13 protein-coding genes are annotated in these 14529 nt (G+C 74.3%); 6 read left to right on the forward strand and 7 right to left on the reverse strand.

Features of this window, described 5'->3' with window-relative positions:
- Positions 1–31 precede the first annotated feature (31 nt).
- Positions 32–1981, reverse strand: a complete 1950-nt coding sequence (locus tag AC3AQ1_RS04020) for a M23 family metallopeptidase (RefSeq protein WP_159096368.1) — start codon at positions 1979–1981, stop codon at positions 32–34.
- 173 nt (positions 1982–2154) lie between these two features.
- On the opposite strand from AC3AQ1_RS04020, the gene AC3AQ1_RS04025 reads away from it, so the two are divergent.
- From AC3AQ1_RS04025 to AC3AQ1_RS04035, 3 genes are all read left to right on the forward strand, one after another.
- On the forward strand, positions 2155–2931 hold the full coding sequence (locus AC3AQ1_RS04025) for a response regulator transcription factor (protein ID WP_108717915.1): 777 nt from the start codon (positions 2155–2157) through the stop codon (positions 2929–2931).
- Between the two features lie 12 nt (positions 2932–2943).
- Positions 2944–4095, forward strand: a complete 1152-nt coding sequence (locus tag AC3AQ1_RS04030) for a HAMP domain-containing sensor histidine kinase (RefSeq protein WP_234417751.1) — start codon at positions 2944–2946, stop codon at positions 4093–4095.
- Between the two features lie 289 nt (positions 4096–4384).
- Positions 4385–8374, forward strand: a complete 3990-nt coding sequence (locus AC3AQ1_RS04035; protein ID WP_370445325.1) for a multifunctional oxoglutarate decarboxylase/oxoglutarate dehydrogenase thiamine pyrophosphate-binding subunit/dihydrolipoyllysine-residue succinyltransferase subunit — start codon at positions 4385–4387, stop codon at positions 8372–8374.
- Between the two features lie 158 nt (positions 8375–8532).
- On the opposite strand, the gene AC3AQ1_RS04040 is transcribed toward AC3AQ1_RS04035, so the two are convergent.
- Positions 8533–9483 (reverse strand): GlxA family transcriptional regulator, encoded by a 951-nt coding sequence (locus AC3AQ1_RS04040; protein ID WP_108717916.1) that lies wholly within the window; start codon positions 9481–9483, stop codon positions 8533–8535.
- A 94-nt stretch (positions 9484–9577) separates the two neighbouring features.
- Between AC3AQ1_RS04040 and AC3AQ1_RS04045 the strand changes: the two genes are divergently transcribed.
- The gene (locus tag AC3AQ1_RS04045; RefSeq protein ID WP_159096369.1) at positions 9578–9724 is read left to right on the forward strand and encodes a hypothetical protein; all 147 of its coding nucleotides are present in this window, start codon (positions 9578–9580) and stop codon (positions 9722–9724) included.
- Positions 9725–9818: 94 nt separating this feature from the next.
- A complete protein-coding gene (locus AC3AQ1_RS04050; RefSeq protein ID WP_108717917.1) occupies positions 9819–10433 on the forward strand; it encodes a GDSL-type esterase/lipase family protein in 615 nt (204 codons plus the stop codon).
- 3 nt (positions 10434–10436) lie between these two features.
- Here AC3AQ1_RS04050 and AC3AQ1_RS04055 read toward each other — a convergent pair whose 3' ends face one another.
- From AC3AQ1_RS04055 to AC3AQ1_RS04075, 5 genes are all read right to left on the reverse strand, one after another.
- Positions 10437–11360, reverse strand: coding sequence for a DUF4097 family beta strand repeat-containing protein (locus AC3AQ1_RS04055; RefSeq protein WP_108717918.1), 924 nt, complete (start codon positions 11358–11360; stop codon positions 10437–10439).
- Positions 11361–11374: 14 nt separating this feature from the next.
- The gene (locus AC3AQ1_RS04060; RefSeq protein ID WP_108719969.1) at positions 11375–12355 is read right to left on the reverse strand and encodes a zinc-binding dehydrogenase; all 981 of its coding nucleotides are present in this window, start codon (positions 12353–12355) and stop codon (positions 11375–11377) included.
- Positions 12356–12538: 183 nt separating this feature from the next.
- A complete protein-coding gene (locus AC3AQ1_RS04065; protein WP_370445345.1) occupies positions 12539–12613 on the reverse strand; it encodes a 50S ribosomal protein bL37 in 75 nt (24 codons plus the stop codon).
- A gap of 50 nt (positions 12614–12663) precedes the next feature.
- Entirely contained in the window at positions 12664–12960 is a 297-nt protein-coding gene (gene rsrA / locus AC3AQ1_RS04070) for a mycothiol system anti-sigma-R factor (RefSeq protein ID WP_108717919.1), read from the reverse strand.
- Positions 12957–13670: a sigma-70 family RNA polymerase sigma factor gene (locus AC3AQ1_RS04075; protein WP_108717920.1), complete on the reverse strand. Its 714-nt coding sequence runs from the start codon at positions 13668–13670 to the stop codon at positions 12957–12959. The genes rsrA and AC3AQ1_RS04075 overlap by 4 nt, the downstream gene beginning before the upstream one ends.
- A gap of 169 nt (positions 13671–13839) precedes the next feature.
- Here AC3AQ1_RS04075 and AC3AQ1_RS04080 point away from each other — a divergent pair, with 169 nt between their 5' ends.
- On the forward strand, positions 13840–14526 hold the full coding sequence (locus AC3AQ1_RS04080) for a DoxX family protein (RefSeq protein ID WP_108717921.1): 687 nt from the start codon (positions 13840–13842) through the stop codon (positions 14524–14526).
- Positions 14527–14529: the final 3 nt, after the last annotated feature.

A 14529-nucleotide genomic window follows, 5' to 3' on the forward strand; every position in this document is an offset into this window, starting at 1 on the left:
TGGTCCGGGTGGCCCCGGCGAACGCGGCGCGTCAGGCGCAGACGGCGCCCGAGGTGGTGATCGGCGTCGCGTCGTGCGACTGCAGCCACGCCAGAGGGTCGACGGCGCTCGCGACGGAGTCCGACGTGTCGCCGACGTGGATCTCGAGGTGCAGGTGCGGCCCCGTCGAGTTCCCGTAGCTGCCGGCCTCGCCGATCACGTCGCCGACGCTGACCTTGTCGCCGACGTTCACGAACACGCCGTCCGGGTACATGTGGATGTACCACGACTCGACCTTCTGGCCGTCGATCTCGTGCTCGATGATGACGAGCATCCCCGAGCGGCCCTCCTTGCCGGCGCCGGCGTAGATGACGGTGCCGTCGGCGATCGCGTGGATCGGCGTGCCGAGCGGGGCCGCGAAGTCCTGGCCGAGGTGCTCCGAGCCCCACCGCGGACCGAAGGCGGACGTCAGACGGTAGACCCCGTCCTGGACCGGCATCGAGAGCGTGAGGTACTCGCTGGAGTCCATCGCGGCGAGCGCGCCGTTCGCGGCGGCCTCGTCGGGCGCGCCGCACGTCGGGAGCGTCGAACGCTCCTCGGACCGGGAGGCGGTGATCTCGCTGCGCGCCTCCGCCAGCTGGTCCGCGGCCAGCAGCGCGGCGGTGTCCTCGCTGCCGGCGGCGCTCGACGCACCGGCGTCCGTCGCGGCCTGCGCCGCGGCTGCGGGGGTGGCGGTGAGGGTGTCGAGGGCGCTCGCGTCGGCCAGCGGGGTGGCGGAGGCCTCGTTCGCCTGCCGCTGCTGCGCCGACAGGAACGGCGTGAGCACCGTGGCAGCGCCGAGGGCGGTCAGCACCGCGACGCGGGGCGCCCAGTGCGTGAACCGGTGACCGGCGCGCGCGGGCTCCTGCGGAACCGAGGGCATCGCCGGGCTTGCCGGGGTCGGCGGCACGGGCGGCGTGGGCGGCACGGGCGGGTGCCCGCCGCGCCGCTCGCGCGCACGGATGCGGCGCAGCACGACGGTGTCGTCGTCACGCTGGGCGACCGACCTCTCGGCCGGTGGCACCGACGCGCTGAACGCGGTGGCGGCGATCGCGATGCGGCTGAGGGTCACGGCGACCGAGGCGAGCTCGGCCTGGGTGCCCGAGGCGTCCGGCTCGACCGTCGACGCGACAGCGTCGAGGCAGCCGCCGGCCCCCGCTGCGTCGGCGGCCTCCACGGCGGCGACGGCGTCAGCGATCTCCGCGGCGGCGACGGCGTCAGCGGCCTCCACGGCGACGGTCGGCGTGTCGGGGGCCGCCGGCATGGCGGCGGTGGCGGCGAGGCGCGCCACGTCGTGGGTCACGTCAGCGGTCGGCGACTGGACGGGTGCTGCCGTCGTGGCGGCCGCCTCGACCGGCGCGGCCGTCGCGACCGACTCGGCCGGCGCGACGGCAGCAGCCGCGATCGCCGCGGGAGCAGCGGTCTCGACGGGCGCCGTCGCGGTCACGACCGGCTGCACCGGCGGAGCCAGCACGGCGACGGGAGAAGCGGCCGGCACAGCCCCCGCAGAGGACGCCGGCGCCGACGCCGCGGCGGTCGCCCGCATCGCGCGGCGCGTGAGCGGCGCGGGGGTCACCGGAGCGAGGGCGAGGGCCGCGGAGACGAGCTCGGCGGCGGTCACCGGAGCGGCGGTCACCGGAGCGGCGGTCACCGGAGCGGCGGTCGCAGCAGGAGTGGACGGAGCCTCGGGAGCCGACACGGTCGCGACCGGGGTCGAAACTACCGGCCTCGAGACGCCGCCTGTCGGCATCGCGGCGCGGTCGACCTCGAGTGACGAGCGCTCCCGCGCGGCGCGCAGCTCGCGGCGGGTCGGAACGGCCTGGGCGTCGAACCGAGCACCGGTGACCGCGTCATCGACGGTGACGGCCAGTGCTGCGTGACGAGCGTGCGGAGCGGCGACAGCGGCGAGTCGTCGGGCGCGGCGGGTGCCGGGAGCGGGCACCGTGGCGTCGGTCGACAGCACGCTCACACGTCCTCCGAGGTCTCGGGTGGGGGCCGCCCCGCCGGATTCGGGCTCGCGTGAACGCGTTCCGAACAGGGGGTGGCGAGATCACGAAACTGTAACGCACCCGTCCGAGCGCCGCCACGCGGTGCGAGCACCGTCACACGCCCTGTGGATCGTGGCACCCTGGGGCCATGACCTCTGGTGCACAGCGGGCGACGGTGTCCGGCCCTGTCGGCCCGGCCGGCCAGGGCGGCGAACCCACCACCCGGGTCCTCGTCGTGGAGGACTCCCCCGAGATCGCGACGCAGGTCTCCCGGCGGTTCGCCGCGGAGGGCTGGGAGGTGCGGGTCGCGACCGACGGGCCATCCGGCGTCGAGAACGCGCGCAGCTACTCCCCGCACGTCATCGTGCTCGACGTCATGCTGCCGGGCTTCGACGGCCTCGAGGTGTGCCGGCGCATCCAGGCCGACGACGCGCGTGCGATCCCGATCCTCATGCTCACCGCGCGCGACGACGAGACCGACCTCCTCGTCGGGCTCGGTGTCGGCGCCGACGACTACATGACCAAGCCGTTCTCGATGCGCGAGCTCGTCGCCCGGGTCAAGGCGCTGCTGCGCCGCCACGAGCGCACCTCGCGCGTCGCCGTCGCGGACGTGAGCTCGCCGTCGGGCCCTCCGCCGATCGAGCTCGGCGACCTCTTCATCGATCGTGCGCAGCGGCGGGTGAGCCGCGCGGGCGACGAGGCCCACCTCACGCCGACCGAGTTCGACCTGCTCGTCTGCCTCGCCTCGTCCCCGCGCACCGTCCTCACGCGCGAGCGGCTGCTCGAGGAGGTGTGGGACTGGATCGACGCGAGCGGCACGCGCACCGTCGACTCCCACATCAAGGCGCTGCGCCGCAAGCTGGGCTCCGACCTCATCCGCACGGTGCACGGCGTCGGGTACTCGCTCGAGCCGCCCACCGTCTAGCGGCGCGGCCCCGTGCGCGCAACCTCTGCGGGTGCCCGGCACGCGCGGCGGACCCCGACCGAGACGCTGCGGTACGCCGTCGACGTCCGTCCCCTGGACCGCCTGCGCACCATCCGGATGAAGCTCGGCGTGCTGGTGGCGGCCTCGGTCACCGTCTCCTCGATCATCGTGTGGACCGGGCGCAACCTCGACGCGCGCTGGTACATGACGTTCCCGTTCGCGATCGCGCTCGCCCTGCTCGTCACGCAGGTCCTCGCGCGCGGGATGACGTCACCCCTGCGCGAGATGACGGCCGCCGCGCGCGCGATGTCGGGCGGGGACTACTCGATCCGGGTGCGCACCACCAGCCGCGACGAGGTGGGCCAGCTCGGGCACGCGTTCAACGCCATGGCCGCCGACCTCGCAAGCCTCGCCGAGGCGCAGCGCGCCATCGTGGCCAACGTGTCGCACGAGCTGCGCACGCCGATCGCCGCGCTCATGGCGCAGCTGGAGAACATGGTCGACGGCGTGACCGAGCCCGACCACGAGGCCCTCGAGTCCGCCCTCGCCCAGACCGAGCGGCTCACGAGACTCGTGACCTACCTGCTCGACCTGTCCCGGCTCGAGGCGGGGGCCGCGGGCCTGCACCTGCAGGACGTCCCCGTCCGCGACGTCGTGGAGGAGGTGGTGGACGCCGCCGCGCACGCCGCACGCGCCAACGGCCGCGAGGTGGAGTGGCGCATCGACGTGCCGTCCGACCTCATGTTCCGCGTCGACACCGAGCGTCTGCACCAGATCCTGCTCAACCTCCTGTCGAACGCGAGCCGTCACTCCCCCACGGGCGGCACGGTCCGGGTGGTGGGCAGCGCGCCCGACCCGACGCACGTCCGGCTCGACGTCGTCGACGCCGGGTCCGGCATCCCTGCCCAGGAGCGCAGCCGGATCTTCGAGCGGTTCGAGCGCGGCACCGCGGGTCCGGCGCTCGACGGCACCACCAGCGGCGGCACCGGGCTCGGCCTCGCGATCGCCCGCTGGGCCGCAGACCTGCACGGCGGCCGCCTCGAGGCCGTCGAGCCGGCCGCCGCCGGGGTGCGCACCGGTGCGGTCTTCCGCCTCACCCTTCCAGCCGGCGGCCCGGGCACGGGTGGGCCCTCCTCCGGCGGCACGACGGCGAGCGCCGGCTGAGGCGGTCGGCCCACCTCTGGCACGGTGTGCGTCGCCCGGCGGCCCGACGGCGAGCGCCGGCCGAGGCGGCCGGCTCGCCTCCGCGCGGCGTCCGCGGCGCGTCCGCGCTGCGGTACCGCGGCGCGGCGACTTTGCCGCCCCCGGGCGTCCACATGATCGGGGTTTGGGCAACCGATGGCCGCGTGGGGACGTTTGCGCTGATCAGTGGCCATTTCGGGGTGCCGCGCCGTTCGCCGACCTGGGTACAAGGGCCTAGGCTGGGACCGCTCGGACAGACGAGGACGACGGAGTGAGCAGCGTGTCGGAAACCAGTGCCAGGTCCACCTCCCTGACGGAGACGTTCGGGGCGAACGAGTGGCTCATCGACGAGATGCGACTCGAGTGGCAGGCGGACCCGGCGTCCGTCACCCGTGAGTGGCGAGCCTTCTTCGAGGCGCAGGGCAACGGTGCGACGCCCACGGGGGGCTCGGCCGCCGCCGGCCCCGCGCCGTCGAGCGCGCCCGCCGCACCCAGCCAAACCGCCGCCCCCGGCGCGGCTCCCGCCGCGACCGAGGCCCCCACCGCCCCGCCGGCCGCACGGCCCGCGCCGACGTCGAACGGGTCGAGCGCGAACGGGCAGGCCGCCCGCGCGGCGGCGACGCCCCCGAAGGCCGCACCCGCCGCACCGGCACCCGCCCCGCGCCCCGAGGCCCCGGAGGGCCCCGCCAGGCAGCAGGCAGCGCCGTCAGCACAGGCGGCCAAGACGGCCCAGTCGGCGCCGCCTGCCGCGCGCGCCACGTCGCCGCACACCGACCCGCGCGGCGAGCTCGCCACCGAGTCGCACGTGCGCGCCGACCTCCCCCCGGCCGTGCCGCAGCCGCCCACGGCCGCCTACGCCGCGGAGCTCACGGCCGAGCAGCGCGAGACGGCCGGCCAGGCCGCCGGCGTGACTCCCCTCAAGGGCCCGGCCGCTCGCGTCGTGGTCAACATGGAGACCTCGCTGTCCGTCCCGACCGCGACGAGCGTGCGCGCGATCCCGGCCAAGCTGCTCGTGGACAACCGCATCGTCGTGAACAACCACCTCGCCCGCACCCGCGGCGGCAAGGTGTCCTTCACCCACCTCATCGGCTTCGCGGTCGTCGAGGCCCTCGCCGAGATGCCGGAGATGAACGCGGGTTACCGCGAGGTCAACGGCAAGCCCGCCGTCGAGCGTCCCGAGCACGTCAACCTCGGCCTGGCGATCGACCTCGCCAAGCCGGACGGCACCCGCCAGCTCCTCGTGCCCTCGATCAAGGGCGCCGAGGGCATGGACTTCGGCGAGTTCTGGGCCACGTACGAGACGCTCGTGCGCCGCGCCCGGGGCGGCAAGCTCACCGCCGACGACTTCGCCGGCACCACGATCTCGCTCACCAACCCCGGCACGATCGGCACGGTGCACTCGGTGCCGCGCCTCATGCAGGGCCAGGGCACGATCATCGGCGTCGGCGCGATGGACTACCCCGCCGAGTTCCAGGGCGCGTCCCCGGACACGCTCGCCAACCTCGGCATCTCCAAGGTCCTCACGATCACCTCGACGTACGACCACCGGATCATCCAGGGCGCCCAGAGCGGCGACTTCCTGCGGATCATCCACACCAAGCTGATCGGCGAGGACGGCTTCTACGACCGCGTGTTCGCGGCGCTGCGGATCCCGTACGAGCCGGTGCGCTGGCGCACCGACATCGTCGAGGACCCCACGACGGCGCTCGGCAAGCCCGCACGGATCGCCGAGCTCATCCACTCCTACCGCTCGCGCGGCCACCTCATGGCCGACACCGACCCGCTGGCCTACCGCCAGCGTCGCCACCCCGACCTCGACGTGGCCAACCACGCCCTGAGCCTGTGGGACCTGGACCGCACGTTCCCCACCGGCGGGTTCGGCGGCACGCCGCAGGCGACGCTGCGCGACATCCTGTCCCGGCTGCGGGACGCCTACTGCCGCACGGTCGGCTCGGAGTACATGCACCTGCACGACCCGCGGCAGCGCCGCTGGCTGCAGGAGCGGCTCGAGGCGGGCTACACCAAACCCTCCCGGGAGACGGTGCGCCGGATCATCCACAAGCTCAACCAGGCCGAGGCGTTCGAGACCTTCCTGCAGACCAAGTACGTCGGCCAGAAGCGGTTCTCCCTCGAGGGCGGGGAGTCGCTGATCCCGCTCCTCGACGTGCTCATCGGGTCCGCGGCCGACTCGGGGCTCGAGGGCGTCGGCATCGGGATGGCCCACCGCGGCCGCCTCAACGTGCTCGCCAACATCGCCGGGAAGTCCTACGCGCAGATCTTCAACGAGTTCGAGGGCAACGTCGACCCCAAGACCGTCCAGGGCTCGGGCGACGTGAAGTACCACCTCGGCACCGTCGGCCACTACACCTCGCCGTCCGGCTCGACCGCACAGGTCTACCTCGCGGCCAACCCCTCCCACCTCGAGGCCGTCAACGCCGTGCTCGAGGGCATCGTGCGGGCCAAGCAGGACCGGCTCGACCTCGGCGGCGACGGCTTCTCCTGGCTCCCCGTGCTCATCCACGGCGACTCGGCCTTCGCGGGCCAGGGCGTCGTCGTGGAGACGCTCAACCTCAGCCAGCTGCGCGGCTACCGCACCGGCGGCACCGTGCACGTCATCGTGAACAACCAGGTCGGCTTCACCACCGGGGCGTCGAGCTCGCGCTCGACGCTGTACCCCACGGACGTCGCCAAGGGCCTGCAGATCCCCGTCTTCCACGTCAACGGGGACGACCCCGAGGCCGTGGCCCGGGTGGCGCAGCTCGCGTTCGACTTCCGCGAGGAGTTCCACAAGGACGTCGTGATCGACGTCGTCTGCTACCGCCGTCGCGGGCACAACGAGGGCGACGACCCGTCAATGACGCAGCCCGTCATGTACTCCCTCATCGAGGGCAAGCAGAGCGTGCGCACGCTGTACACGCAGGCGCTGATCGGTCGCGGGGACCTCTCGAGCGAGGAGGCCGAGCACGCGCTGGCCGACTACCAGGCCGAGCTCGAGCGGGCGTTCCGCGAGACGAAGGACGACGCTCGGACCACCGGCGAGCACCACTCCGGCCTCGAGCGCCCGGAGTCCCAGCGCGAGGACGCCGGGACGATGGTCGGCTGGCAGACCGCGGTGCCCGCGTCCGTGCTCGCCCGCATCGGCGACGCCCACCTCGCCCCGCCCGAGGGCTTCTCGGTGCACCCCAAGCTGGCCCAGCTGCTCGAGCGGCGCGCGGTCGCCTCGCGCGAGGGTGGCATCGACTGGGGCTTCGGCGAGCTCATCGCGTTCGGGTCGCTGGTCCTGGAGGGCACGCCGGTCCGGCTCGCGGGCCAGGACTCGCGCCGGGGCACGTTCGTCCAGCGCCACGCCGTGCTGCACGACCACCGCTCGGGTGCCGAGTGGACGCCGCTGAGCTATCTCTCGCAGGACCAGGCCAAGTTCTGGGTCTACGACTCCTCGCTCTCGGAGTTCGCCGCCCTCGGCTTCGAGTACGGCTACTCCGTGGAGCGGCCGGACGCGCTGGTCCTCTGGGAGGCCCAGTTCGGCGACTTCGTCAACGGCGCCCAGACCATCGTGGACGAGTTCATCTCGGCCTCGGAGCAGAAGTGGGGTCAGCGCAGCTCGGTGGTGCTGCTGCTGCCGCACGGCTACGAGCACCAGGGCCCGGACCACTCCTCGGCCCGCATCGAGCGGTTCCTGCAGCTGTGCGCCGAGCACAACATGACGGTCGCGCAGCCCTCGACGCCCGCGAACTACTTCCACCTGCTGCGCCGCCAGGCGTACGACCGCCCGCGCACGCCCCTGGTCGTCTTCACGCCCAAGCAGCTGCTCCGGCTGCGGGCGGCGACCTCGGGCGTCGAGGACTTCACCACGGGCACGTTCCAGGGCGTGATCGGCGACACGGTGGACCCGAGCAACGTCGACCGCGTGCTGCTGTGCTCGGGCCGCGTCTACTACGACCTGCTGGCCGCCCGCACCAAGGGCGAGCACGGTGCGGACGAGCGCACCGCCATCGTGCGGCTCGAGCAGCTCTACCCGCTGCCCGAGCGCGAGTTCCGCGCGGCGCTCGCGCCCTACGAGGGCGCCGAGCTGCTCTGGGTGCAGGACGAGCCGGCGAACCAGGGCGCGTGGCCCTACCTCGCCGGGATCACGGCGCGCAAGCTCGACGGCGTGCCCGTGCGTCGCGTCTCGCGGCCCTCCTCCGCGGCTCCGTCGACGGGCTCGGCCAAGGTCAGCAAGGCCGAGGCCGAGGCCATCGTCCGGGAGGCGTTCGGGCGCTGAGCGCCCGCACCACACCGGTCCACGAAGTACCACGAAGCGCCCGACGGCGAGCTCGCCGTCGGGCGCTTCGTCGTCCTCGGGCGTGGCGTGCGAGGCGCCGGGCGACCGTCGTCGCGACGGCGAGCCTCGCCGTCGTGAACCTCGCCGCGCCGAGCTGCTCAGGCGGCGCGGAAACGCTCGCGGTAGGCGCGCGGCGACGTCCCGAGCGTCCGGGAGAAGTGCTGGCGCAGCACGGCCGGCTCCCCGAAGCCGGCCTCGCGCGCGACCTCCTCGATCGCGAGGTCGCTGCTCTCCGGAAGGCGCTGCGCGTGGGCGAGCCGCATGCGCGCGACCCAGGCGGCCGGCGTCGTGCCGGTCACGGCGCGGAACCGGCGCGCGAACGTGCGCTCCGAGGTGAGCGCCGCGTGGGCGAGCGCACGCACGGACAGGTCCTCTCGCGGGTGGGCGGCGGCCCAGTCCAGGACGCCGCTGAGCGAGTCGTCCGCGCACTCGGGCATCGGCGCGTCGACGAACTGGGCCTGGCCGCCGTCCCGGTGCGGAGGCACGACCATCCGGCGCGCGACGTTCATCGCCTGCTCGGCGCCGAACTCCGTGCGCACGAGGTGCAGGCACGCGTCGATGCCCGCCGCCGTGCCCGCGGAGGTGAGGAGGCGCCCCTCCTGGACGTACAGGACGCCCGGGTCGACGGTGACGGCGGGGTAGCGCTCCGCGAGCGCGGCGGCGTGCATCCAGTGCGTCGTCGCGCGGCGCCCGTCCAGCAGCCCGGCCTGCGCGAGCGCGAAGGCGCCGCTGCACAGACTCACCACCCACGCGCCGCGCTCGTGCGCGGCACGCAGGGTCTCGAGCATCGCCTCCGGAGCCTCCCCGTCGACCCGCAGCGGGGTCACCACGAGCACGTCGGCGTCCGCCGCGTCCTCGAGCCCGCGCTCGATCACGAGGTCGAACCCGGCTCGGGTCGGCACGCGTCCTGGTTCCGGCGTCACGACGGCGAAGTCGAACACCGGCCCACCCGTGTCGCGGCGGTCGATGCCGAACACCTCGGCGGCGATGCCGAGCTCGAAGGGAGCGACGTCGGGCAGCACGATCGCTCGGACCTTGTGAAGCGCCATCCCGACACTGCGCCACCGACCGTGGCGGATTTCCATCGAAGGTGGTCCGTTCCGCCACTCGTGGCAGGATTCGCGCGAGAGCAGGATCTCTGCCATGACCCTGATCATTGCTCCCGTGCTCCTGCTCACCGCGCTGCTCGTGGCGCTGCTCGCCGTCGGGCTGCACAGTGAGGTGAGTCGCGACGGGTACGGCAGCCGGCCGGCGCCGCGCTCGCACCACGCCTGGAACGACCCGGCGTAGTCACCCGTGACTCCCCGGTGCTCCCGCGGTGGCACGATGGGACGGCCATCGCACGCCCGCCGCGTGCCGCACCGCCTGGACAGGGAGTCCCACCGTGCCGGATCTCGTCAGCACCGCCCGCCGCGTCGTCGTGCTCGGGGACGAGCTCGTGGCCGGCTTCGGCGATCCACGCGCTCTCGGCTGGGTCGGTCGCGTCCTCGCACGGTCCCAGACCGCCGATCCGGCCGACTCGGTCCTGGCGATCACGCTGCCGGTGCCGGGCGAGACGACCACCGCGCTCGGCGCCCGCTGGGAGCGCGAGCTCTCGCTGCGCGTGACCTCACCCGAGCGCAGCTTCGTCGTCATCGGCCTCGGCGCGCACGACCTCACCGCGGGGATCTCGCTCGCCCGCAGCCGGCTCAACCTCGCGAACGTGCTCGACGCGACGTCGTCGGTGCACCTGCCCACGCTCGTCGTCGGGCCTCCGCCGCGGCAGGACCTCGATCCCGACGCGCTGGCCGAGCTCTCCACCGCCTTCGGCGACGTGTGCGACCGCCGCCGGGTGCCATACGTCGAGACCTACGCCCCGCTCGCGGCGCACGAGCAGTGGCTCGCCGACCTCGCCGCCGGCGACGGCATCCACCCCGCGCAGGCCGGGCACGGGCTGCTCGCGTGGCTCGTGCTGCACCACGGCTGGCACGCCTGGCTCGGCGTGCCCGAGCCGGCCTGACGCTCAGGCGGAGGCAGGTCCCGGCTCGTCGGGCGTGACCTCGCCCGACGTCGCGTCCGGTTCGTTGCCGTCCGACGCCTCGCGCGACCCGTTCTCGGTCGCACCGTCGGTCGCACCCTCGTCGGGCATCCCGTCGCCGCGGGTCACCGCCACGGCGCCGGTCACGGTGACGATCTCGACGAACGCGGCGTCGCCGTCGCCCCGCTCGTCCACCACCACGGAGAGCGGAAGCGTCGAGGTGCGCCGGTCCACGCCGTCGAGCGACACCGCGCCGCTCACGGTGCGCGCCGTGAGCACGACGCCGGAGCCCGGCGGGACCGCGACGGCGACGTCGCCCGAGACGGTCTGCACGCGGACGGCGCTGCTCGCGCGCGTCGTGACGAGGTGTACGCGCCCGCTCACCGAGGCGATATCGACGCGGCCGACGTCGCCCGCGAGGTCGCAGACGCCCGAGACGGTCTGCGCGCGCAGCGGCCCGTCCTGCTCGGTCACGGTCAGGGCGCCCGACACCGAGCGCACCGTGAGCGAGCCGGTGGTGCGCGCGGCCGTCAGGGCTCCGGAGGCGCTCGCGAGCTGCACGTCGGCGACGACGTCGCTCACCTCCACGCTCGCGCCGACCGTGCCGATGCGCACGCGCGCACCGGGCCCGACGGCGAGCGTGACCTGGGCGGCGTCGGCGCTGCGGTGGCTGCCGAGACGCTTGAGCCAGCCCTCCCAGCCCGCGCTCGTGGTGACGACGGTGAGCTCGGCGTCGTCCGCGGTCACCTCGAGGGGTGAGCCGACGACGTCGCTCACCGCCAGGTGCACGCCCGGCTCGGCGCGTCCGGTCACCCGGACGGCTCCGCCCACGAGCTGCACGCGCACCTGCGGCACGGGGCCGATCTCGGTGGTGAGGGCGGCGGGCACGATCCAGCTCTGGGTGGGCACGGTGACCTCCGGGATCAGGCGGGCTGGGTGCCCGGCAGCACGACCATCTTCCCGTACCCCCGGCCGTCGGCGAGGTCGCGCAGGGCGTCCGGGACGCCGTCGAGGTCGACCACGCGGTCGACGACCGGGCGCACGCCCGTGGTCACGAGGAGCTGGACGAGGCGGGTCAGCTCGGTGCGCGTGCCCATCGTGGACCCGACCACGCGCAGGCCGCGGAAGAAGACCCGGTTGAGGTCCGCGTCGGCGTCGCCGCCCGTGGTGGCGCCGGCGACGGCGATGACTCCCCCAGGACGCAGCGCGCGCAGCGAGTGGGCCCAGGTCGCCGCGCCGACCGTCTCGACCACGGCGTCCACCTGCTCCGGCAGCCGCTCCCCCGAGCCGAACGCCGCGTGGGCGCCGAGCGCGACGGCGCGCGCGCCACGCGCCTCGTCGCGGCTGGTCACCCACACCCGCAGGCCGGCGGCCCGCGCGAGGAGCACCGCCGCGGTGGCCACGCCACCGCCCGCGCCCTGGACCAGCACTGTCTGCCCCGGCCTCAGGTCGGCTGCGGTGAACAGCAGGCGGTAGGCGGTGAGGTAGGCCGTGGGCAGGCACGCGGCGTCCTGCGGGCCGAGCTCGTCCGGACGCGGCACGACGTTCCCCGCCGGCACCCAGACCTCCTGCGCGAGCGTGCCCGGGTGGCGCTCGGAGAGCAGCGAGCGGCGCGGGTCCAGGGTCTCGTCGCCGCGCCAGTCCGGGTCGGAGATCACGCCGTGCACGAGAACCGGGGTGCCGTCGTCGAGCAGGCCGGTCGCGTCCGTGCCCAGCACCATCGGGAGCTGCTCGGCGCGCAGGCCCACGCCCTTGGCGGACCAGACGTCGTGGTGGTTGAGCGAGGCCGCCTCGACGCGGACGCGCACCCAGCCCGCGGGGGGCTCGGCCGGCTCGAGGTCGACGACCTCGACGCCGGCGACGGGATCGGTGGGTGAGAAGGCGGTGACGACGGCGGCTCGCATGCCCGTCACGCTACGCGCCGCAGACCGCTGCTCGGTGCGTGTCCGGGCGCCCGGCCCCTGACACCCGGACGGGCACGCGCGGCGGTCGAGGGGTCGACGAGTCGCGCGGAGGTCGACCGGGCGGGGTTGCCGCACGCAGAGACACGAACGGCCACCCGGAGGTGGCCGTCGGTGATCCTGCTGTCAGGCGTTGGGACGCTTGCCGTGGTTGGCGGCGTTCCCGCGACGAGACTTGCGCTTGCGACCGCGCTTGCTCATGGGTGCTCCTCGCATCGTCGTTCGTGGGGACCCCCCATCGTCCCACACGATCAGCGGCTGGTTCGCACCACCAACTGGGAGACGATCCGCACGCGCAGCTGCGAGGGCGCCTTCTCCACGCACGCGCGGCGGATGAGGGCACGCACGTGCTCCTCGGCGTCGGCGGCCTCGGTGCACGGGTCGCACGCCTCGATGTGGGCACGCAGCACGTCGGCGTCGGAGTCGGCCATCGCGTGGTCGAGCAGCTCCGCGAGGTGCTCGAGGGCGGCGCGGCACTCCTGCGAGACCTCGCGCTCGTCGGCCTCGGCACGCGGCTCGCGCGGCGCGCCGGTCTGCTCGGCGGTCATGACGGCACCTTCATCCCGAGCTCGCGCGCGTGGTCGGCCAGCAGCGCGCGCAGCTGTGCACGGCCCCGGTGCAGGCGCGACATCACGGTCCCGATCGGCGTGCCCATGATCTCGGCGATCTCCTTGTACGCGAAGCCCTCGACGTCGGCGAGGTACACCACGAGCCGGAAGTCGTCCGAGAGCTCGGCGAGCGCGTCGCGCACCACGCTGTCCCCCAGCCGGTCCAGCGCCTCGACCTCGGCCGAGCGCAGTCCCGCGGAGGAGTGCGACGCCGCACGCGCGATCTCCCAGTCCTCCACGTCGCCGGAGTCGGACTGGAGCGGCTCGCGCTGCTTCTTGCGGTAGGAGTTGATGTACGTGTTGGTGAGGATCCGGTACAGCCAGGCCTTGAGGTTCGTGCCCGGGCGGAACTGCTGGAACGAGCCGTACGCCTTGGCGTAGGCCTCCTGCACGAGGTCCTCGGCGTCGGCAGGGTTGCGGGTCATCCGCAGCGCCGCGCTGTAGAGCTGGTCCAGCAGCGGCAGGGCGCCCTCCTCGAACCGGGCGGTGCGCTCGGCCTCCGTCTCGGTCTCCCGGACGTCGACCTCCTCGGCCGCCCCGTCCTGCGCGTCGACGGCGGGCGCGGGCGCGTCTGCGGCGGGCGCCTCGACGGCGGGTGAGGGGTTCGCGCCCTCGCGCGGCTTGGTGACCGCGTCCTCAGGTGTGCTCATCACCCACCAGCCTACGGCGAGCGCGTCCGGGGACGCCGGTGCGGTCAGTGCTGCTGTCACGTCGGGGAGAACGCCCCGCCGACGTCCGGCATTCCCAGGACGGCACCGGACCGGGTCGCTCACCCGGGCGGGGGTGACGACGACGCGCGCGCGGTGGTAGGCATGAGGCATGATCCTGCGCCGCGTCGCCCGCCCCCTGCTCGCCGCCGTGTTCGTCGCGGACGGACTGCGAGCGCTGCGGAGACCGGTCGCCGAGATCGAGAACCTCCCCGGCGCGGACGAGCAGCTGGAGTCGCTGGCCACCAAGGTGCCGTACGTGCCGGCCGACGCGGCCCTGCTCGTGCGCGGGATCGGCGTCGTGAAGATCGGCGCGGGCGTGCTCCTCGGGCTCGGCGTCGCCCCGCGGGTCGCCGCCACGGTGCTCGCAGTGCTGCAGGTACCGACGATGGTGGCCAACCACCCGGTCTGGGCCGTCCCGGCCGACCAGCGCAAGGAGCACCTCGCAGGACTGCTGCAGGACGGCGCCGTCCTGGGCGGCCTGCTCCTGGCGGCCTCCGACACCGAGGGCAAGCCGTCGATCGCGTGGCGCGTGAACGCCGCCTCGACGCGCGGGGCCAAGGCCACGAAGAAGGCCACCAGGAAGGCCGGGTCGAAGGCCAAGCGCACGGTCGAGCACAAGGTCGGCGAGGTCGAGCGCTCGGTCAGCCGCGCCGAGAGCAAGGTCGAGAAGGAGCTCCGCAAGCGTGCGCGGGCGCTGGAGAAGTCGGTGGACGCGGCGACCTCCCAGGTCGCGGCCGGCGTCGAGGGCACCGTGCACAAGGTCCGCAAGGACGTCCGCGCCGCCGTCGGCTCCTGACTA

Source organism: Miniimonas sp. S16, from assembly GCF_057748195.1.